This window comes from Sphingomonas sp. H160509 (genome assembly GCF_024124765.2).
Lineage (GTDB): Bacteria > Pseudomonadota > Alphaproteobacteria > Sphingomonadales > Sphingomonadaceae > Sphingomonas.
Window position 1 is genome coordinate 3,254,301 of record NZ_JAMXSR020000002.1, and the last position, 19,916, is coordinate 3,274,216.

Here is a 19,916-nt window from a genome sequence, read left to right on the forward strand (position 1 = left end):
TCTTGTTCTTCGCACCCGTTCGGGGCTTATCGCGCCGGCAGGACCGGCACTTCGAACGTGCCGACGGGCAGCGGTGCGTCGTCGGCAAGGTTGGTCGCCGGGGCGTCGGCCCAGGCATAGCGGACGCGTGTGACGGGGTGGCCATCGCCGGGCAGCGTGACCTCGGACCCCGCGACCTTGCCCGGAGCGTAGCGGCAGGTGCCGACCGCCGCGCCGCACAGTTCGAAGCCGATCGCCTGCGCGGAACTGCGGGCGTGCAGCGCGCCCGTCACGCCGCTGAACCGCACCGTGACGCCGCCATCCGCACTACGCCGCGCATCGGCGACCGCAGGGCCGGACGGCGCGATTTTCTCGCCGTAGACCGCGGCGCGCATCACACGCGCGAGCCTTTGCCCGACCTCGTGCTTCTCGCCGGGATGAATGTCGAGCGCATCGCCGAGGTCGAGCGCGACGGCGATGCCTGCATGCGGGTCCGCCGCCGCCACGCGCCGCTGCGCATCGCGGACGTCGCTCCAGCCGCTCTCGCTTGGCGCGATCGCCGGGCTGCCGTAATTGGCGAGCTGGACGATGCCGAAGCCGGTTTCGGGCGTGCCGAAACGGTGGCGCCAGTCGGCGATCAGCGCGGTCATCCGGCGGTCGTAACCGGGGATGCCGGTGTCGGACTCGCCCTGGTACCAGGCCATGCCGGCGAATTTCGTGCTGCCGAGCGGCGCGATCATCGCGTTGTAGAGCGTGCCAGCACCATTGATGTCGTCCCACGGCACGCGCGGTGCGGCGCCAGCGAGCCGCTTGGCGATCGCATAGCGCCAGCCGGTGCCGAGCGGCACGCTGCTCCCGTCGGCGAACGACAGCCGCATCGAGTCCGCCGGACCGGTCATCCCGCCATAGGCATAGACGTCGTCGTCGTTCACGGTGATCACGTTGCGCCCCGCCTTCAGGCTGCCGGCGGGCAGCGCGTAGACGCGAGATTGCGAGGCTAGGCTGCTGCCACCGACGCCCACGCCGTTGACCCAGGTGCGGTCCGCGTCGTCGACCATGCCGAGCACCAAGGTCGCTGGGCCGCGTGCCTGCTCGGCGGTCAGCTGGACCTCGTGCTGGTACCAGATCATGCCGTTATAGTCGGCGAGTGCGGGCACGCCCCAGGTCTCGAAATTGGTCATCGCGGGCACCGGGTGCCAGTCGAGCGCGGCATCCGGCTGCCACGGCTCGCGGCCGGCGGCGTCGCCCGAGCCGTCGCGCCACCAGCTCTCCCAGATCGTCGATGCCTGCCGGTTGGCGGCGGCGGGATCGCGGGCATAGAGCGCGAGCAAGTCGGCGGGGGCGCCGAGCCCGGCTTGGCGCAACGCGGAATCGCTCATCCACGCACTGATCCGCGAGCCGCCCCAGCTCGAATGCACAGCGCCGATCGGTACGCCCGACGTACGGCGCAGCGCCTGGACCATGTAGAAACACGCGGCCGAGAAGCTGGGTGCCGTGGTCGGGCCGGACACCGCCCAGCGGGGCTGTTCGGCAAACCGCGCGACCGGTGTGGCGGCGGAGACCTTGGCGATCGTCAGCAGGCGGAGCTTGTCGTCGACTTCCGGGTGCGCGTCCGGAAACAGACCCTGTCCCTGCTCGACGCGGAGTTCCATGTTGCTCTGGCCCGAACACAGGAACACGTCGCCGACCAGGATATCGCGTAGGACCGCCGCACCGCTGGGGGCGGCGATCGTCAGGTCGTACGGACCGCCGGCGGGGAGGGCGGGGAGGCTCGCCGAAAAGCTGCCGTCGCGCGCGGCCTTGGCGGTGACGCTGCGCCCGGCCAGCGTGATCATCACGGTCTCACCGGCGGCAGCCTGCCCGGTCAGGACGATCGGCTGCCCGCGCTGGATCACCGCGTGATCGCCCATCACGCCGTCAAGGCGCGGGGCCGCCGACGCGGCGGTCGCGCCGATGGTTAGGATCGCGCCGATGGCCAGGCACGCTGTGACGGTCCGCATGTGTATTCCCCTGACGGCTAGATCGGCTGGAGGCCGTGGCGCTTGATACGGTCGATGAGATCGCGGTGGCCGGGCAGGCTACTCACCAGCCGCTGCGTCTGCACCTGATTGTCGTGCCGCGCGCGCCGAGCCAGCGCGACATCGTCGTCGATCGACCCCGGCATCACCGCGGTCCGCGCCCCCCATGCCGTACAGTACATATTGATAGCTCGCCGACGGGAAGACCTCCTCGGCGCGATCGAATTCGTCATGCACCCAGGGCGACTGGAATCGCCAGAGTTCCATCAGGCCCGCCAGCCGATCGGGGGATCGACTCCGGCCGGACATTGTCGCGCCAGAACGCGGTGTCGGTCCGCTTGGTCAGCGCATAATGCAGCTTGAGGAAGTCGATGATCCGGCCCCAGCGGTAATGCGCCGTGTCGTTGAAGCGGTGCGCGACGACGTCCATCACTTCGCGACACGCGGGCATCTGCTCGGCGATCATCTTCGCCGACAGCTCGATCAGGACGATCGCGGAGGCCTCCAGCGGTTCGAGGAACCCCGCGGCGAGCCCGACCGCGACGCAGTTGCGCACCCAGAATTGCTTGCGGTGGCCGGCACGGATCGCCAGCCGGCGCGCGGTCAGGTCGCGCGCGGCGGGGCCGATATAATCGCGCAATTCCTGCTCGGCGGCGTCCGCGCTGATGTGACTGCTGGAGAAGACATGACCGACCCCGCGCCGCGTCGGCAGGCCGATATCCCAGATCCAGCCGGCCGACTGCGCGGTCGAGATCGTGTGGCTCGCGATCGGTGCGTCGGGCACGTCGTACGGCACCTGCATCGCCAGCGCGGTGTCGCAGAACAATATGTCGGTACAACTGCGGAACGGCACTTTCATCGCGCCGCCGATCAGTAGCGCGGCGAACCCGGTGCAATCGATGAACAGGTCACCCGCGATCGAAACGCCCTGTTCGGTATCGAGGCTGGCGATGTCGCCGCTCTCGTCGAGATGCACCTCGGTGACGTCGGCCTTCACATGGCGGACGCCGAGCGTGTCGCAGCAATGCCGCTGCAGGAAATGCGAGAATTTGCCCGCGTCGAGGTGATAGGCGTAGTTCGCATGGCCGTCATATTCGGGCGTCGCGATCGTCTTGGGGCCGAGCCCTTCGTCGCAGATCCGGCCCTGCGGCGTGACCGTGTCGCAGAACGTCGCACTGCCCTCGTCCGCCAACCAGTGGGGTGCGAGGTTCACCTGCCCGAAGTGCTGCGGCAGCATCAGCGGGTGGTAATAGCCGTCGTCCGGCGCACCGGTGGTCCAGCGATTGAACCGCGCGCCCTGCTTGAACGACGCGTCGCATTGCCGGAACAACTCGGTCTCCGACACGCCCATCTTCTTGAGCGTCGAACGCAGCGTCGGCCACGTCCCTTCGCCGACGCCGATCGTCGGCACGTTGGGCGATTCGACCAAAGTGACGTTGAAGCCGTGCTGGCGCCGTGCCTGGTGCTTGGCCGCGATCACGCCCGCGGTCAGCCACCCTGCGGTGCCGCCGCCGACGATAACGATGTTCTGAATTTCGTGCATGGTGCAGCGTAATCGAAAAAAGGCGGAGCACGAACAGGTCCTGCTCCGCCAGTGGGAGGGGGGATCAGAAGTGGAAGCGGACGCCCGCGGTGTAGCGGCGGCCGTAGTCGAACACGTCAAGCAACTGATTGTCGAAGCGCCCGTGCGTGCTCTGCTGGTTGTTGTTGACGTTCAACGCTTCGGCAAAGACGCTGAACTGCTTGTTGACGTCGTAGCTCGTCGACAGATCGACCTGGAAGCTCTGGTCGACGAAGGTCGGCTCCGACCCGAAGGCGCCGGTGTTCTGGTTCTGGCCGAACTGAAGCAGATACTTGTCGCGCCAGTTGAGCGCGGTGCGGAACTGGAACCCACCCTTGTCATAGAAGCCGACGAAGTTCGCCGAATTTGCCAGGCCGGTGACCGCGAAGCCGGTCTGCGAGATGTTCTTGTCGTCGTAGGGCCGGTTGGTGTTGACGAAGGTTGCGTTGGCCTGGAACCCGAAGCCCGAGTTGCCGAACACCTGCTGCCACGCCAGTTCGACACCGCGGACGGTCGCGTTGGGTCCGTTGACCTGCTGCGATACGGCGAAGCTCGCCAGGATGCCCGTCGTCGGATCGATCAGCCCGTTGATCGACTGCCGCGTCACGCCGCCGATGATGAAGTTGCTGACGTTCTTCAGGAAGAAGTCGACCGACAAATACGAGTTGCGCTGATAATACCATTCGGCGGCGATGTCGAAATTGTCCGCCAGGTACGGTTTCAAATTCGGGTTGCCGCCGCTGGCCGTCAGGGCGCCGACGCGCTGGCCGTTGCCGACGTTCAGCACCGGGTTGAGTACGCTGAGGCTCGGGCGGGTCAGCGTACGTGACGCGTCGAAGCGCACCAGCAGCGTGTTGGTGATTTCCAGCTTCGCATCAAGGCTGGGCAACAGGTAGGAATACGAGCTGTTGGTCGTGTTCGGCACGATCGCGGTGTAGGTCGGGATGCCGAGCAACGACGGATCGGCGGTGCTCGTCGTGATCGAGGTCGGCAGGCGACCTTGCCCAGTCGCGCGCAGGTTCGTCGTCTCGTTGCGGACGCCTGCGTTCATCGTGAACGGCATGCCGCCGACGTCCGCCTTGAAGTTCGCGCTGAAGTAGAGCGACCAGGTCCGCTCGCGCACGTTCAGCACGCTGCCCGGATCGACCGCCTCGTCGAAATTCCCGCGGAAGCCAAGTAGTCCATCGCCGCTCGTCGGGCTCGGATAATTGAAGCCTGGAATGTTCTTCGCGTACGGGTTGCCCAGGCTCGTCAGGTAGTTCTGATATGCGGTCGGGCTGAACACGAATACCGACGGCGGCAGGCTCCCGTTGAAACCGGGAATGAAGTTGTCGAGGCTGACCGAGCCCTGGTAGATGTTCGCGGGGACCGGCGAGATGCCCGTCGTCCGCCCCGATGGGCCGCCATAACCGGCATAGGCCTGCCAGAAGTTGTTGGTGAACGTGCTCTGGTTGCGGAAGTTGAACGTGTCCTGATAATATTGGCCACCGGCCTTGAGCGTCAAATTGTCCTGCTTCCAGGTGGCGTTGCCGCGGAACTGGGCGAGTTCATCGGTATTGTGCTGCGTCTGGTTGACCGTGACGTGCGTACCGATCACCGACTGATCGGCCCAGCGTGCGCCATCGCCCGCAGGACCGAAGTTGCTGATCGTCGGGAAGGCGTCGCTGCTCTTGCCGTCGACCTTGAAGCGTAGGACGTTGCCGAGCGCGTTGCCGTACCCGATGTCACCGTTCTTGCTGCCGATCACGTTGCCGGGGTTCAGCCAGCTTTTCGCATACGAGCCGTCTGCTTCCAGCGTCAGATTTTCCGTCACGTCGTACTTGACGTTCAGGCCGGTCTGGTTGGTCTGCAGGATCTGCTTGTTTTCCGCAGCCGTGAAATCGGTCGGGCTGCCGGCCTGCGTGAAGTCGACCGCGGTGCCGTTTTTGTCGACCGTGACGTTGCGCAGATCGCCCTGGCTGAACCACACGCCGAACGCGTAATTGTCCTGGTTGATGGTCTGGCGCGAGAAGTTGTTGTCCAGCGTAACCATCAGGTCGTCGGTCGGATGATATTGGAACGCGACGCGTGCATCGACGCGCTCGTCCCTCACGCGCTGTTGCTCGGCGCCATATTGCTGCGGGAACCAGCCGGGCAGGTTCTGGCGGTTGTTGGGATTGGCGTAGTTTGCCGACTTCGGATCGCTGGTCGGCGCACAGTTTGCCGCCCCGGCGTTACCGGTCAGCTGGCACGGCGCGAAATTGCCGCCCGGCCAACCCGACACATACACGCGATTGGTCTCGGTATCGCGGCGCGTGTAGATCGCGTCGGCCAGCACGCCGAACGTCTCGTCATTGTTCGTGCTGCTGATCAACAGGCCGGCAGTCGGCACGATCTTGCCTGCACGATCCTGGATCGAACCCGATCCGGTGGCGGCAAGGCGGAAACCGGGATGGTCGAACGGCTTGGGGAACGCGATATCGACTGTCGCGCCGATCGAGCTCGATGCGACCGTGACGTCGGGCGTCTTGAAGACGCTCAACTGCCCGATGAAATCGACGCCGACGGTGCTGAAGTCGATCTGGCGAGTACCGGTCGCGGTCGAGATGCGGCGGCCATCATACAGCGTCGTGTTGAAATCGCCGCCGAAGCCGCGGACCGTGATACCGGTCGGTTCGCCGCGCGAGCCCGAGCGCTGGATCGATACGCCCGGTAGCCGCTGCAGCGACGCTGCGACGTTCGAATCCGGGAACTTGCCGATGTCCTCGGCCGAGATGACGTCGACGACACCCGACGAGGTGCGCTTCAGGTCGAGGTTGCGCTGGAGCGATCCGCGCAGGCCGGTGACGATGATGTCGTCGCTCTGCGCTGTACCGCCCTGCACCGTGTTACCCTGCGACACGTCTGGCGCGGTCGCTGCGTCCTGCGGCTGTCCGGCCTCCGACGCGGTCGTCGTGTTCGCGGTCGTCGGCACGGCTGGCTGCGGCGCGGACGGCTGTGTGGTCGTGCTGTTCTGAAGATTGCCCTGATCCTGCGCCATTGCCGGGATCGACCACATCATCGCCAGTACGCTGGTCGCGCAGGCGAGTGCGCTCGATGGGTGGGCCAGTCCTCGAAAGCCGAAAGCGCGCGTAGTGGTGGTCACGGTCAAACATCCCCTCATGCGGCGCCGCACCGCCCTTCTTGTGAGAGGCGTTCACGACAAAGTTACTTGGATGATCGAATCATGCGCGTTTCCGCACCGTCTCGATCATCTACGGTAGCGCTCACAATACTCAGGCTAACAATCAATGCAAGCATTTGTATGAGTGGTCGCGGCGAGGCTTTGCAACCGGGGCGCCATGTGCGATCTCTTAGCCAAGAAGACTGTACGGAGAGAGATGGATGCCGATCTGGGAGATGCTGAGCCATGCGCAGCACGCGGCGTTGCGCGTGTCGCGCGCGCACGATGGCGAGCGGCAATTCGCGCAGATCGTCGCGGACGAATTTCTCCAGGCCGCCCCCTATTATGCGATTTTGTTCACGAAACACCCGGAAACCGGCGCCTTCTACGCCGGCGTCGTCATGGGCCTGGAACCGGGCCGCAACCTGATGGCGGTGAAGGGGGCGTTGCCCGACTACCGACCCGCCGACCTCGAACGCCAAGGCTTCTACATCACCGACGGGCAGCTGGTCGTCGACCGCGAGCACGGTGTCTTTGCGGAGCCGGACGGCCAGCTTTTTGTTCGACATGAACGGTGAGGCAGCGCTACCACTCAAGCGCATCCAGCAGGCGCTGCATGTCCTCCAGTCGGGCATTCCCGAGACCGATGCGCTGATCGAGCGCTTCCTCGCGCATCGCCTGCTCGAGCCGATCGACGTGACGATGAGCTTCGACGACGGCGAACATTTGACGCTCGAAGGGCTCTACACGATAAGCCTCGACGCGCTGCACGCATTGCCCGATGCCGCAGTGCTCGACCTGTTTCGCCGCGGCGACCTGCAACTCGCCTATGCGCAGGCCGGATCGATCCGCCATCTGCGAACGCTCGGCCGGATTCGGAACAATCGGCTGGCGGACATCGGCTGATGCTGCACGAGCCGCCCGCCGACGCGTTGCGCGATCCGGAAATTTTCCAGGCCGAGGTGATGGCGCGGTGCGAGCCCGCGGTGCTGCGCGGTGCGGCGCGGGATTGGCCGATGCTGTCGAGGGCGACGACGCCAAGTGCTGCGCTGGACGGCGTGGTGGCGCAGCTTCGCCGCTACGATAGCGGCAAGCTCGCGGAGGTGTTCGTCGGCAAGCCCGAGATCGGCGCGCGGTACACTTACGACGCGACGCTCGCCGGTTTCAATTTCGAGCGCAGTTCGGTGCCGTTCGGCGAGGCGCTGACGCGAATCCTCGACAGCGCGGCGGACCCCGGCCGGACCAGCATGTACATGGGATCGATGACCGCGGAGACGTATTTCCCCGGTATCGAGGAGACCACTCGCCTGCCGTTCGTCCCGCCCGCGGTGCGCCCCCCGGTTCTGGGTCGGGCACGCCTCGACCGTCGCCTGCCATTACGACACGATGGACAATGTCGCGTGCGTCGCGGCGGGGCGGCGGCGCTTCACGCTGTTCCCGCCCGACGCGATCCGCGACCTGTATGTCGGACCGATCGACCACACGCTGGCCGGCCAGCCGATCAGCCTCGCGGTCGGCAGCGAGCCCGGCGACCCGCGCTTCCCCCGCTTCGAAAACGCCCGCGACCGCGCGCTGGTGGTCGAGCTGGAGCCGGGCGATGCGCTCTACGTGCCGAAACTCTGGTGGCATCAGGTCGAGGCGGTCGGCGACGTCAACGTCCTGGTCAATTTTTGGTGGGACGGGTTCAGCGCAGGACCGGACCAGCCCTACACCGCGATGCTGCTATCACTGCTGACGATCGCCGAGCGCCCACCGGCCGAGCGCGCAGCGTGGCGCGCGTGGTTCGATCATTACGTGTTCCGCCCCGACGGCCACCCGCTCGCGTTCCTCCCGCCCGAACGCCACGGCGTGCTCGGCGCCTCGAAGGAGAATTACGGGCGTATCCGAACACTGGTGATGCGCCTGCTACGCGGCGGTTGAGAGGGCGGGCGGATGTGCGGTCGTGTGGAGTTCGTACGTGGGATCGGCGACGAACTATCAGTCGTGGCAAGTGTTGCCAGTGCGACGGCGGCGGTGGCCGCCTCCGCACTGTCGGGCGGCAAGGCGGTCTCCGCACGCATCACGATCTGCGGCCACGCCAAGCGGATCGACTGCATGGTCGACGGCCACACGGTCTGGATGGCGGGCACCAAGATCCACATCGCCGACATCGACACGCCGAAGACCCACCCGCCCGCTGCGCCTGCAAAGCCCGTCTCGCGCAGGCGGCAACGCCGAAGATGTACCCGCTCCTCAACGCCGGCCCCTTCACGCTGACCCCGACCAAGCGCGACGTCGACCGCTACGGGCGGAAGCTGCGCTTAGTGGAGCGGGACGGGGCATCGCTAGGAGCGGTGCTGGTGCGGCAGGGGCTGGCGCGCCGCTATGGCGGCGGCAAGCGCTCGCCTTGGTGTTAGCGGGCGCGAGTTGCCGCTGGTCGTGGTTGCCGTCGAGGTGTATCCCTCAAGGATGGCCCGCGATGATGCCCTGTTCGATACGAGCGATCCCGCTGCGGAGGCTGAGGCCGACGCGCGTGCAGATGCAGCCGTGCATAGCGGACGGTTGATCAGCCACGACGCGGTCAAGCGCTGGCTATCGTCATGGGGTTCGACCGAACCTCTACCCCGACCTCGCGTCGGCGATTAGTTGCGCATCGTCTGGACGGACGATGCCGTCGCCAATCTAGAGGCGATCGTTACCTATGTCTCGGCGTTCAATCCCATCGCTGCCAAGGCCTTGGGCGTGCGGCTTATCGCGGTCGCAGACAGCCTCGCGATCTTTCCGGATCGAGGTCGCGACGTGGACGAAGGACGGCGTGAGCGGACGACGGTATGGCCGTATATTCTTCGCTATCGCGTGGTTGACGACTGCGTGATCATTTTGCGCGTCAGGCATGGGGCGCGGGACGAGGAGGCAGAAGATGATCGAACCGAATGAGTCAGAGCAACCGGCTCAGCGCGACTATGATGATTGGAAGCGGACCAAGATCGAGCGCGGGATGGCGCAAGCATGCGACCGATCAATGGTGATCCCGATCGAACAGGTGTTGCGCGAATTGGCAGTCTGAATGTGGTGATGTGCTGCAATCTGAGACTCAGTCTGTTGCATTACTTCTTTGCTAATCCGTCGTCAGGCGGGGAAAAGTACGTCTGCATTGGTCAACCCGAGCCGGCGATGAAGGCTGTCGGCTGACAACTCGAAGCCGTTTGGCCAAGCGAGCGCGCCGCTGTCAATGAAGGCACGAGCGAAATACGCTGGATCGGCAAGAGGTCGCGTCATGACCGCGTCTCGTGCGATGAGAGTAGCGGCGGACTAATGCGTCGAAACGTCGTCCGAGAATGTGAGCTTCAGGGAGTCGCTACCGACCACGGCAAATTGAACGAGTCTGACTATTCAGGTCTGCACCGGTGATTATCTCCAACGACAAAGTTTTAACATCACATTGCCAGTTTGCGATAAGTTCGGCAGGCAAGCAGACCTTGCTGAAATCACTTTTACACTCTGCTAAGGCGAGCTGTTACTGGTGAACTTTCTGTCCGCGATCAGGATAAAAATCCTGATCGTCAAATAGCACGGAGGCATATTTGCAGATGGTTGCCGAAATACATCCTAATCACAAATGCCGAATAACGGTAAGATTGGGACGATTGCATTAATCTGACTTCGCTTCGCAGTCCGCGTATTCGTACGCGAGTTTACGAAACTTATCCACGTCTACAAGATATTGCTCAAGCTGGCTGTAATAGCTTTTTTATACTAGAACGATATTGCTCTACCTCAAATGATGAGCAATTCTGCGATGTTGCGCAGTATGGTTTAGAAGGCTTGCTTGCGTACAGTGACGGGGCCCCTAGGTTCCATGCAATAGCCGTATGCAGCTAGGGCCGAGGTTGTAGGGACCTGGAGTGCAACCCCTGCAAGAACGACGATTGTAAAGACGACGCTTGCTCGGAAAACTTTTCTGCACTGCATCGCATAGCCCTTTTTACAAAATAAACTACGATCTCGCTTCGTAATATTGAGCTGGTTTAGCCAGGCAAGCGACGCACTTTGCAATGTTAATAGCGAGGATTTAGTATGGCTAAACCCTCGCGCGGTGCGACTTACTCCGCCGCGACCGAGTCGCTGAACATGTCCCGAACTTCGCTCAGGTCCACGTTCGCGATAGGACCCTTCTTCGCGGTCTGGCGCTTGTCGAACGAATCCCAGACGTCGTTCCACTGGCCCTTGGTCGCGGCCTTCGAATACTCGGTGGCGCGCTGTTCGAAGAAGTTGGCGTGCTCGACGCCGTTGAGCATCGGGGCCAACCACGGCAGCGGGTGCTCGTCGATCATGTAGATCGGCTTCAGGCCGAGCTGAGTCATGCGCCAGTCGGCGATGAAGCGGATGTACTTCTTGATCTCCTTGGGGGTCATGCCGTTGACCGGGCCCATCTCGAAGGCGAGGTCGATGAAATTGTCCTCGAGGCGGATCGTCGTCTGGCAGACGTCGGCGATGTCGTCCTTGACCGCCTTGGTCAGGCACTGGCGCTCCTGACAGAAGGTGTGGAACATCTTGATGATGCCCTCGCAGTGCAGGCTCTCGTCGCGGATCGACCAGGTGACGATCTGGCCCATGCCCTTCATCTTGTTGAAGCGCGGGAAGTTCATCAGCATCGCGAACGACGCGAACAGCTGGACGCCCTCGGTGAAGCCGCCGAACATGGCCAGCGTGCGCGCGATGTCCTCGTCGTTGTCGACGGTGAACTGCTGCATGTAGTCATGCTTTTCCTTCATCTCGGCATATTCGAGGAAGGCGCCGTACTCGCTCTCGGGCATGCCGATGGTGTCGAGCAGATGGCTGTAGGCGGCGATGTGGACCGTCTCCATGTTGCTGAACGAGGTCAGCATCATCTTGATCTCGGTCGGCTTGAACACGCGGCCGTATTTCTCGTGGTAGCAATCCTGCACCTCGACATCGGCCTGCGTGAAGAAGCGGAAGATCTGCGTGAGCAGGTTGCGCTCGTGGTCGCTGAGCTTCTGCGCCCAATCGCGGCAATCCTCGCCCAGGGGCACTTCCTCGGGAAGCCAGTGGAGCTGCTGCTGGCGCTTCCAGAACTCGAACGCCCAGGGGTATTCGAACGGCTTGTACTGCTTGGAGGCGTGAAGGAGGGACATGGGGTAAGCCTTTCGGGGAATTGGTTTTATATCGAGAAACTGGGGGGATCAGGTCGCGTGTTTCATGTCTCGGTGCTCCATTGCCACATCGCGGCGGCGGACATCGCGAGGACGATCGCGGCGGAGGTGAGCATGATGCCGATCATGCGGAACGCGTAGGTCTGTTGCTCGGTGATGCTCGGGCTGCGCAAACGGAACAGCATCGCGGTGCCGACGATTCCGAGCACGCCTGCGACCACGAACATGATAGCTGAACCATACGTCATGCGACCAACTCGCCCGGCGCGCGTTCAGCACCCGGAACCCAACACAGGAGAACGACCATGGTCGATGCAACCAAGATCCAGGAACATGCCGAAGTCATCGGCGCGGACGGCGTCCATGTCGGCACCGTCGACAAGGTCGAAGGCAACCGCATCAAGCTGACCAAGAAGGACTCTGGCGCGCAGGTCGTCGAGGGTACGGGCAGCCATGAAGGGCATCATCACTTCATCTCGCTCGGGCTGGTCGCGGATATCGAGGACGGCAAGGTCCGGCTTTCCGCCAACGCCGACGTGGCGGTGACGTTCGAAGAAGAGGCATAACGCGCTGGCGGTGCGTTCGACACGCGCCGCATAGCCTGCCTGAACCCCGGTCCGCTTCGCGCGGGCCGGGGTTTTTGCGTCAGGCGCACCCCGGTCCGCGTGTCACGGGCCGGGGTCACGCTTGAACGCCGAGAGGCCTTACTGGCAGGCAAGGCACTCATCGTAGTCCTTCGACTCGACGTCGATCTGGCGCAGGTCGATGGTGTTGTCCGCCTCGACGCCGCCGGCGAAGCCCGCGCGCTGGACCGACTTCGAACGGAGGTAATAGAGCGACTTGATGCCGAGCTCCCATGCGCGGAAGTGGAGCATGAGCAGGTCCCACTTCTCGACGTCGGCGGGGATGAACAGGTTCAGCGACTGCGCCTGGTCGATGTACGGCGTGCGATCGGCGGCGAGTTCGAGCAGCCAGCGCTGGTCGATCTCGAACGACGTCTTGTAGCAGTCCTTTTCCTCGACCGAGAGGAAGTCGAGATGCTGGACCGAGCCACCCTGCTCGAGGATCGAGTTCCAGACGGCGTCAGAATTCTTCGACTTCTCGCTCAGCATCTTCTCGAGATACGGGTTCTTGATCGAGAAGCTGCCCGAGAGCGTCTTGTGCGTGTAGATGTTCGCCGGGATCGGCTCGATGCACGCCGACGTGCCGCCGCAGATGATCGAGATCGACGCGGTCGGCGCGATCGCCATCTTGCAGCTGAACCGCTCCATCGCGCCGACGTCGGCGGCATCGGGGCAGGGGCCGCGCTCGATCGCGAGCTGCATCGAGGCTTCGTTGGCCTGGCTGCTGATGTGCTTGAACATGCGGAGATTCCACGACTTCGCCATCGCGCCCCTCGAACGGGATGCCGCGCGCCTGGAGGAACGAGTGGAAGCCCATCACGCCGAGCCCGACCGACCGCTCGCGGCCTGCCGAATAGGCGGCGCGCTCCATGCCGGGTTCGTGGCGGTCGATATAGTCCTGCAGCACGTTGTCGAGGAAACGCATGACGTCCTCGATCAGGCCCTTCTCGTCCTTCCACTGATCCCATGTCTCGAGGTTCAGCGACGACAGGCAGCAGACCGCGGTACGCTCGTTGCCGAGGTGATCCTTGCCGGTCGGGAGCGTGATTTCCGAACACAGGTTCGAGGTCGAGACCTTGAGGCCCAACTCGCGGTGATGCTTCGGCATCGCCTTGTTCACGTGATCGGCGAAGACGATGTACGGCTCGCCGGTCTGGAGGCGGGTCTCGACGAGCTTCTGGAACAGCGAGCGCGCGTCGACGGTGGCGCGGATCGCCTGGTCCTTCGGCGAGCGGAGGTGCCATTCCTCGCCGTTGCGCACGGCTTCCATGAAGTCGTCGGTGATCAGCACGCCGTGGTGCAGGTTCAGCGCCTTGCGGTTGAAATCGCCCGAGGGTTTGCGGATTTCAAGGAATTCCTCGATCTCGGGGTGCGAGACGTCGAGGTACACGGCGGCCGAACCGCGGCGCAGCGAGCCCTGGCTGATCGCGAGCGTGAGCGAATCCATGACGCGAACGAACGGGATGATGCCGCTGGTCTTGCCGTTGAGGCCGACCGGCTCGCCGATGCCGCGGACGTTGCCCCAATAGGTGCCGATGCCGCCGCCGCGCGAGGCGAGCCAGACATTCTCGTTCCAGGTGTCGACGATGCCGCCGAGGCTGTCGGGGACCGAGTTGAGATAGCACGAGATCGGCAGGCCGCGGCCGGTGCCGCCGTTCGACAGAACGGGGGTGGCGGGCATGAACCAGAGCTTCGAGATGGCGTCGTACAGGCGCTGCGCATGGCCGGCGTCGTCGGCGTAGGCCGAGGCGACACGGACGAACAGGTCCTGGTAGCTCTCGCCCGGAAGCAGGTAGCGATCCTTCAGCGTGTCCTTGCCGAATTCGGTCAGCAGCGCGTCGCGGCTGTGATCGACCTCGACCGGGTAGATCTGCGCGCGCACGGAATGGCTGTCCTGTGCCTGGCGCGGGGCCTTGGGAGCCTCTGCTGCGGGCGTGGCGGTGGTCTGTTCGATCGTGTCTGTGGTCATGTCGCTATCCCGGCTGCTGTCTCTGAAATCCATCGAAACCGCTCCTAGTGTTCTGTATTCGTTCGAATCGGTCGCCTGTCGCCATGCTACCATCGGACGGCCCCTAACGGGAGAACAAAAAGTGACCATCGCGGCGGTGGAAGGCGCGCTTACGGTCATATCGCATATGGCTATGCGAGGGTTGTTCTACCAGCGATTGGGTCCGCCCCCCGAACGCAACCCCAAGAGATTGTGCCAAAGAGCGAAGAGACGCAAGGGGGTGCGGGGGTGGTCGAGGGCTCGGTTCGTCGCGTTCGTCGCGGGGTTGGGCGAGCGGGATATTCGCGACGCGTGGACTTCTGCGGGGTTCACGATGCGCAAGGGGGCGAAGCGGGAACGAAAAATTATTTAAGCGCGGAAGATGGCAAATGTTGCTTCGAGGGGTGTGAGAGTAGGGGCACTGGATGTGGGGTGCCCCCTTCTAGTTCCCCGCGAAGGCGGGGGCCCAGGAGCCACGAACGTCGTCCTACTTGATTCCTGGACCCCCGCCTTCGCGGGGGGAACGGAATGGGGCGTTCTTCCTCTTCCAAACCGAGAGCATCGCCCCGCCAGGACCTCACCATGCCGCGAAAACCCCACCACCCCGGCGGAGGCCGGGGCCCAGTTGGGGGACGTTGCCAACTGAGCGCGTCGCGTCGTTACTGCGACCTTTCCACTTGGGCCCCGGCCTCCGCCGAGGTGGCGGCGGTTGGTTGGCGTGTCCTGTCCGCCTTACCCCTCGATCATCGTCCGGATCTGCGTCGCCAGCGCTTCCATCGCAAACGGCTTGGTGATCATCGACATCCCCGGCTCCAGGAAGCCCGACGCCAGCGCGGCATTCTCCGCATAGCCCGTCATGAACAGTACGCGGAGCCCCGGACGCAGCGCACGACCCGCATCGGCGACCTGGCGACCGTTCAGGCCGGGCAGGCCGATGTCGGTGACGAGCAAGTCGACGCGCTCCATCGTCCGCAGCTTGTCGAGTCCCGCCGGGCCATCATGCGCCTCGACCGCTCGGTAACCGAGCTCGCCCAATACCTCGACGATCAGCGCGCGAACGACTGAGTCGTCCTCGACCACCAGCACGATCTCGCCGGCATCGGTGACATGCTCCTGGGTCAGGCCGGGCAGCGCCTCGTCCTGCCCCGCTTCGCCGTAGTGACGAGGCAAATACAGCTTGATCGTCGTGCCCTGGCCGAGCTCGCTATAGATCCGCGCATAGCCCTCCGACTGGCGCGCGAAGCCGTAGATCATCGACAGGCCGAGGCCGGTACCCTGGCCGATCGGCTTGGTGGTGAAGAACGGCTCGAACGCCTTGGCGATCGTGTCGGCGGACATGCCGGTGCCGGTGTCGGATACGCAGATGCAGACGTACTGGCCGGGCCGGACGTCGCGCTGGCCGGCGGTGAAATGGTCGTCGAGATGCGCGTTGCAGGTCTCGATCGTCAGCTTGCCACCGTGTGGCATCGCGTCGCGCGCGTTGATGACGAGGTTGAGCAGCGAGTTCTCGAGCTGGTTGGGATCGCACAGGGTCGTCCACAGACCGCCGGCGAGCACCATCTCGAGTTCGATCTGCTCGCCGGTGGTGCGGCGGAGCAGGTCTTCGAGCGACGCGACCAGCGGATTGACCTTGACGGGGCGCGGATCGAGCGGCTGGCGGCGGGAGAACGCCAGCAGGCGGTGCGTCAGCGACGCGGCGCGATTGGCGGCGGTGGTCGCGCCGGTGATGAAGCGATCGAGTTCACCGACGCGCCCTTGCGCGACGCGGCGCTGGACGATCTCAAGGCTGCCGGTGATGCCTTGCAACAGATTGTTGAAATCGTGCGCGATGCCGCCGGTGAGCTGGCCGACCGCCTCCATCTTCTGCGCCTGGCGGAGGGCCTCCTGCGCCTCGACCAGCTCCTGCGTGCGATCGCCGACGCGTTGTTCGAGGTCGGCGTTGAGCGATTGCAGGTCGCGTTCGAGCCGCTTGCGGTCGGTGACGTCCGCGCCTTCGACGAAAATGCCGACGACCGCACCGGTCGCGTCGCGGATCGGTTGGTAGACGAAATCGACGTAGCGGTCGTTGACCGAACCGCCGGGTTCAGCCTGAACCGCATAGAGCATGCCCACCGCCGTGAACGCTTCGCCTGTCGCATACACATCGTCGAGCAGGTCCAGAAACCCCTGTTCGACCGCGTCGGGCAGCGCCTCGGCAACCGTTCGACCCAGCATCTCTCGGTGGCCGACCAGCTTGTCGTAGCCGGGGTTGGTCAGTTCGAACCGGTGCTCGGGCCCGCGCAACATCGCCATGAAGGTCGGCGCCTGCGCGAACATCTGGCTCATCCGCTCGCGCTCGTCACGCAGCGCGCGTTCGGTCTGGACGCGCTCGGTGCTTTCGTAGGTCGAGCAGAACATGCCCGCGATCGCGCCGCTCTCGTCGCGGACGGGCGAGTAGGAAAAGGTGAACCAGGCGTGCTCGTCATAACCCTTGCGGTCGGTGACGAGCGGCAGGTTCTCGAAGAACGACGCTTCGCCCGTCAAGGCCTTGTCGACCAGGGGGCTGATATCGCTCCAGACATCCGCCCATACGTCCGCAAACCGCTGGCCGAGCGCCTGCGGGTGCTTGTCGTGCATGATGCGCGCGTAATGGTCGTTGTAGAGGAAGCCAAGCTCGGGCCCCCATGCGAGGCACATCGCGAATTCGGAGGCCAGCATCAGCGAGACGATCGAGCGGAGCGACTGCTGCCAGTGCTCGATCGGCCCGGAGTGGCGACGACGACCAGTCATGCGCGCGGATCATCGCGGCCATCTCGCCGCCACCGGTCAGGAAATCGGCCTCGGCCGTCTGTGTGGTCATCTCAAATTCCTGCCGGGTCGCACGCCGAGCCGAATTTTACGCCGGTGCGCGTTCGATACGGGCGGTCGATACGGGGACGCGTCGCGCGTTTCCACCGGTTCGCGGGCAGGTCGGCGGGTCATCGGCACAGTTCGTCGGCCAATCGCGTCAGGCTGTCGACGTTGTAATCCCAGTCCTGTGCCGCATCCGCGTCGGGTGCAGGGCGGCCGCCATATTCATGCGGGCGGTCGACATAGGCAGTCTGCAGGCCGGCGGCGCGTGCCGCGGCGAGGTCGCTGTGGTGCGCGGCGACCAGGCAGAGTTCGCCCGGGGCAATGCCGAGAAACCGCGCGGTGGCGAGATAGGATTCGAGAAGCGGCTTGTAGACGCGGCTGACTTCCGCCCCGAGGATCGCGTCCCACGGCAGGCCGGCGCGGCGGGCCATATCCAGCATCAGCGCGATGTTGCCGTTGCTGAGCGTGACGACCGGGTAGCGGGTCTTGAGGCGGGTGAGGCCCTCGACCGAATCGGGCCAGGGATCGAGCCGGTGCCAGGCGTTGGTCAGGTCGGTGAGCGTATCTTCGTCCACCGCAGCCGGGTCGACGCCGTGGTGACGGAGCAGGTCTTCAAGTGCCTCGCGGTGGAGCGTGTCGAGAATGACGAACGGCCGCCGTCCGCTGCGGACCTCCTCGAGCGCCGGTTGATAGCGTTTGCGCCAGCCGTCGGCAAAGCGGTGCGGATCGATATCGGTGCGGCCGAGGCGCGCGAGCACGGGCGCGGCGTCGCGCGCGATGCCCGAGCGCCAGTCGACCACGGTGCCGAACACGTCGAACGCGAGGGCTTTGATCGGGGCGCGATGTACCATGAGGGTGAGACGGTGGGAGGCGGCGGTTGGTTCCCGGGAATGGGGGACTTCGAGGGCTTTGCGCGCACCCTCGTTGGGCGGAGATTCTCACGCTCGGTCCCTTACGTTGACCCACCCCGGCGGAGGCCGGGGCCCAGTTGGGAAGGTCGTAATAACGAAGGACGGCGTTCGCCAATCCACGTTTCTCAACTGGGCCCCGGCCTCCGCCGGGGTGGTGGACTTTAATTGTTCTCGTCTAACTCACCCAGTCCGGCGAAGACGCGCGGAGTGGCCCTGGTTCAGCCGTTCCAGGTTGAACGCCTCGTGGAACTCGATGCCCGCCTTGCCGGCGCGGGCCCAGCGGATGCGGGCGCCGAACATCTGGTCCTCGACCAGTTCGATCTGCATCTCGACGCCGTCGGGGTTGCCGTCGATCCGCAGCCCGTCGAGCATCGCGCCCGAGGTCGATATGTCGCGGATGCGGACGTCGCCGCGGACCCCGTCGATCGCGATCCGGGCGGAGCGCAGCATCTTGGTGCGCGGCGCGCGGCTCACCTTGAAGCCGCTTGCGGCGGCGGTGCCGTTCTCGACGCCCAATTGCCGCAACGCCTCGTCCGCGCGGACCGGGCGGCCATAGACATAGCCCTGGATATGGCTGCACCCGAGGTCGCGGATCAGGTTGATCTCGTCCTGCACCTCGACCCCTTCGGCGGTCGTCTCCATGCCGAGCGTGTCGGCGAGCGTGACGATCGCCTTGATGATCGCGGCGTTGCGGTTGCCCGGCTCGGCCGCACCGCGCACGAACGACTGGTCGATTTTGATCTTGTCGAACGGGGCGTTGCGCAGATAGCCGAGCGACGAATAACCGGTGCCGAAATCATCGAGCGCAAGTCGCACGCCGATCCCCTTCAGCGCCCTGAACATCTGTTCGGACGAGCGCGTCTCGTCGAGGAACACGCCTTCGGTGATCTCTAGTTCGAGTCTGCCTGCGGCGATGCCAGACTGGGCGAGCGCGCTGGTGACGAGCGCGGGCAGAGCGGGGTTGGCGAACTGGATCGGCGAGACGTTGACCGCGACGCGGACCGAGCCGGGCCAGCGCGCCGCCTCCAGGCACGCGGTCCGCAACACCCATTCGCCGATCGCCTCGATCAGCCCGCATTCCTCCGCGACCGGGATGAAGTTGGCGGGCGAGACCAGCCCGCGCGTCGGGTGATTCCAGCGGATCAGCGCTTCGTAGCCGACGATCTGCGCCGACTTCGTGCTGACGATCGGCTGGTAGCAAAGATGGAACGCGCCGTCGGAGATCGCCGCGCGCAGATCGTCCTCGAGCAGTTTCCGGGTGCGTGCGCCGGTCAGCATGTCGTCCGAATAGAAGCGGTGGACGCCGCGGCCATCGGCTTTGGCCGCGTACAGCGCGAGATCGGCGTTGCGGACCAGCGTCTCGGCATCGTCGCCGTCGTCGGGTGCGATCGCGATGCCGATCGAGCACCCGATCGTGACCGACGTCCCGCTGATGAAATAGGGTTCGGACAGCGAGGCGATGACTTCGCGGGACAGCGCGGCGAGCGTGTCGCGGTCGGCGATGCCGGGCAGCACGACCTGGAACTCGTCGCCGCCCAGCCGCCCGACCAGCCCCGCATCGGCGATCCCGCGCTGCAGCCGTTGCGCAACTTGTTTCAACAACGTGTCGCCCGCCTGATGGCCCAGCGTATCGTTGACCGCCTTGAACCGATCGAGATCCATCAGGAACAGCGACGTCGCGCGGTAGGGGCCCGGTCTTCTGCGCAAGCG

Annotated in this window: 15 protein-coding genes and 3 pseudogenes; 9 read left to right on the plus strand and 9 right to left on the minus strand. The window is 64.7% G+C overall.

What is annotated here, in order from left to right; all coding sequences use genetic code 11:
- Nucleotides 1-26 precede the first annotated feature (26 nt).
- The 3 genes and pseudogenes from NHF48_RS17735 to NHF48_RS17745 form a co-directional block, all read right to left on the minus strand.
- Nucleotides 27-1,979: a sialate O-acetylesterase gene (locus NHF48_RS17735; protein WP_253071843.1), complete on the minus strand. Its 1,953-nt coding sequence runs from the start codon at nt 1,977-1,979 to the stop codon at nt 27-29.
- A 17-nt stretch (nt 1,980-1,996) separates the two neighbouring features.
- Nucleotides 1,997-3,540: pseudogene (locus NHF48_RS17740) on the minus strand (tryptophan halogenase family protein).
- A 64-nt stretch (nt 3,541-3,604) separates the two neighbouring features.
- Nucleotides 3,605-6,598, minus strand: coding sequence for a TonB-dependent receptor (locus tag NHF48_RS17745; RefSeq protein ID WP_253072476.1), 2,994 nt, complete (start codon nt 6,596-6,598; stop codon nt 3,605-3,607).
- A 323-nt stretch (nt 6,599-6,921) separates the two neighbouring features.
- Here NHF48_RS17745 and NHF48_RS17750 point away from each other — a divergent pair, with 323 nt between their 5' ends.
- The 8 genes and pseudogenes from NHF48_RS17750 (at nt 6,922) to NHF48_RS17785 (ending at nt 9,746) form a co-directional block, all read left to right on the plus strand.
- A complete protein-coding gene (locus NHF48_RS17750) occupies nt 6,922-7,278 on the plus strand; it encodes a SapC family protein (RefSeq protein ID WP_253071844.1) in 357 nt (118 codons plus the stop codon).
- The gene (locus NHF48_RS17755; RefSeq protein ID WP_253071845.1) at nt 7,268-7,606 is read left to right on the plus strand and encodes a SapC family protein; all 339 of its coding nucleotides are present in this window, start codon (nt 7,268-7,270) and stop codon (nt 7,604-7,606) included. The genes NHF48_RS17750 and NHF48_RS17755 overlap by 11 nt, the downstream gene beginning before the upstream one ends.
- A gap of 59 nt (nt 7,607-7,665) precedes the next feature.
- Nucleotides 7,666-8,620 (plus strand): annotated as a pseudogene (locus NHF48_RS17760) (cupin-like domain-containing protein).
- 12 nt (nt 8,621-8,632) lie between these two features.
- Complete coding sequence (locus NHF48_RS17765) at nt 8,633-8,956, plus strand: hypothetical protein (protein ID WP_253071846.1); 324 nt, start codon at nt 8,633-8,635, stop codon at nt 8,954-8,956.
- The gene (locus NHF48_RS17770; protein ID WP_253071847.1) at nt 8,920-9,096 is read left to right on the plus strand and encodes a hypothetical protein; all 177 of its coding nucleotides are present in this window, start codon (nt 8,920-8,922) and stop codon (nt 9,094-9,096) included. The genes NHF48_RS17765 and NHF48_RS17770 overlap by 37 nt, the downstream gene beginning before the upstream one ends.
- Complete coding sequence (locus NHF48_RS17775; protein WP_253071848.1) at nt 9,065-9,325, plus strand: hypothetical protein; 261 nt, start codon at nt 9,065-9,067, stop codon at nt 9,323-9,325. The genes NHF48_RS17770 and NHF48_RS17775 overlap by 32 nt, the downstream gene beginning before the upstream one ends.
- On the plus strand, nt 9,326-9,616 hold the full coding sequence (locus NHF48_RS17780) for a type II toxin-antitoxin system RelE/ParE family toxin (RefSeq protein ID WP_253071849.1): 291 nt from the start codon (nt 9,326-9,328) through the stop codon (nt 9,614-9,616).
- Complete coding sequence (locus NHF48_RS17785) at nt 9,600-9,746, plus strand: hypothetical protein (RefSeq protein ID WP_253071850.1); 147 nt, start codon at nt 9,600-9,602, stop codon at nt 9,744-9,746. Before NHF48_RS17780 ends, NHF48_RS17785 begins: the two co-directional genes overlap by 17 nt.
- Before the next feature lie 1,036 nt (nt 9,747-10,782).
- Here the strand turns inward: NHF48_RS17785 and NHF48_RS17790 are convergent.
- On the minus strand, nt 10,783-11,835 hold the full coding sequence (locus tag NHF48_RS17790; protein WP_056484648.1) for a ribonucleotide-diphosphate reductase subunit beta: 1,053 nt from the start codon (nt 11,833-11,835) through the stop codon (nt 10,783-10,785).
- Between the two features lie 62 nt (nt 11,836-11,897).
- Nucleotides 11,898-12,101, minus strand: coding sequence for a hypothetical protein (locus NHF48_RS17795; RefSeq protein ID WP_056060833.1), 204 nt, complete (start codon nt 12,099-12,101; stop codon nt 11,898-11,900).
- A 57-nt stretch (nt 12,102-12,158) separates the two neighbouring features.
- Between NHF48_RS17795 and NHF48_RS17800 the strand changes: the two genes are divergently transcribed.
- Complete coding sequence (locus NHF48_RS17800) at nt 12,159-12,419, plus strand: DUF2171 domain-containing protein (RefSeq protein WP_056055125.1); 261 nt, start codon at nt 12,159-12,161, stop codon at nt 12,417-12,419.
- A 138-nt stretch (nt 12,420-12,557) separates the two neighbouring features.
- Here the strand turns inward: NHF48_RS17800 and NHF48_RS17805 are convergent.
- The 4 genes and pseudogenes from NHF48_RS17805 to NHF48_RS17820 form a co-directional block, all read right to left on the minus strand.
- A pseudogene (locus NHF48_RS17805) lies at nt 12,558-14,445 on the minus strand (ribonucleoside-diphosphate reductase subunit alpha).
- Between the two features lie 750 nt (nt 14,446-15,195).
- Nucleotides 15,196-17,232: a hybrid sensor histidine kinase/response regulator gene (locus NHF48_RS17810; protein WP_253071851.1), complete on the minus strand. Its 2,037-nt coding sequence runs from the start codon at nt 17,230-17,232 to the stop codon at nt 15,196-15,198.
- Nucleotides 17,233-17,420: 188 nt separating this feature from the next.
- On the minus strand, nt 17,421-18,146 hold the full coding sequence (locus NHF48_RS17815) for a haloacid dehalogenase type II (RefSeq protein ID WP_253071852.1): 726 nt from the start codon (nt 18,144-18,146) through the stop codon (nt 17,421-17,423).
- Between the two features lie 240 nt (nt 18,147-18,386).
- Nucleotides 18,387-19,913 carry an EAL domain-containing protein gene (locus tag NHF48_RS17820; protein ID WP_253071853.1) on the minus strand — a complete coding sequence of 509 codons (1,527 nt, stop codon included), beginning with the start codon at nt 19,911-19,913 and terminating at the stop codon, nt 18,387-18,389.
- Nucleotides 19,914-19,916 lie beyond the last annotated feature (3 nt).

Coding starts and splice junctions, on each gene's coding strand:
- NHF48_RS17735 (WP_253071843.1), bottom strand. CDS start 1,979: ATGCGGACCGTCACAGCGTGCCTGGCCATCGGCGCGATCCTAACCATC.
- NHF48_RS17745 (WP_253072476.1), bottom strand. CDS start 6,598: ATGATGTGGTCGATCCCGGCAATGGCGCAGGATCAGGGCAATCTTCAG.
- NHF48_RS17750 (WP_253071844.1), top strand. CDS start 6,922: ATGCCGATCTGGGAGATGCTGAGCCATGCGCAGCACGCGGCGTTGCGC.
- NHF48_RS17755 (WP_253071845.1), top strand. CDS start 7,268: ATGAACGGTGAGGCAGCGCTACCACTCAAGCGCATCCAGCAGGCGCTG.
- NHF48_RS17765 (WP_253071846.1), top strand. CDS start 8,633: ATGTGCGGTCGTGTGGAGTTCGTACGTGGGATCGGCGACGAACTATCA.
- NHF48_RS17770 (WP_253071847.1), top strand. CDS start 8,920: ATGTACCCGCTCCTCAACGCCGGCCCCTTCACGCTGACCCCGACCAAG.
- NHF48_RS17775 (WP_253071848.1), top strand. CDS start 9,065: ATGGCGGCGGCAAGCGCTCGCCTTGGTGTTAGCGGGCGCGAGTTGCCG.
- NHF48_RS17785 (WP_253071850.1), top strand. CDS start 9,600: ATGATCGAACCGAATGAGTCAGAGCAACCGGCTCAGCGCGACTATGAT.
- NHF48_RS17790 (WP_056484648.1), bottom strand. CDS start 11,835: ATGTCCCTCCTTCACGCCTCCAAGCAGTACAAGCCGTTCGAATACCCC.
- NHF48_RS17795 (WP_056060833.1), bottom strand. CDS start 12,101: ATGACGTATGGTTCAGCTATCATGTTCGTGGTCGCAGGCGTGCTCGGA.
- NHF48_RS17800 (WP_056055125.1), top strand. CDS start 12,159: ATGGTCGATGCAACCAAGATCCAGGAACATGCCGAAGTCATCGGCGCG.
- NHF48_RS17810 (WP_253071851.1), bottom strand. CDS start 17,232: ATGACTGGTCGTCGTCGCCACTCCGGGCCGATCGAGCACTGGCAGCAG.
- NHF48_RS17815 (WP_253071852.1), bottom strand. CDS start 18,146: ATGGTACATCGCGCCCCGATCAAAGCCCTCGCGTTCGACGTGTTCGGC.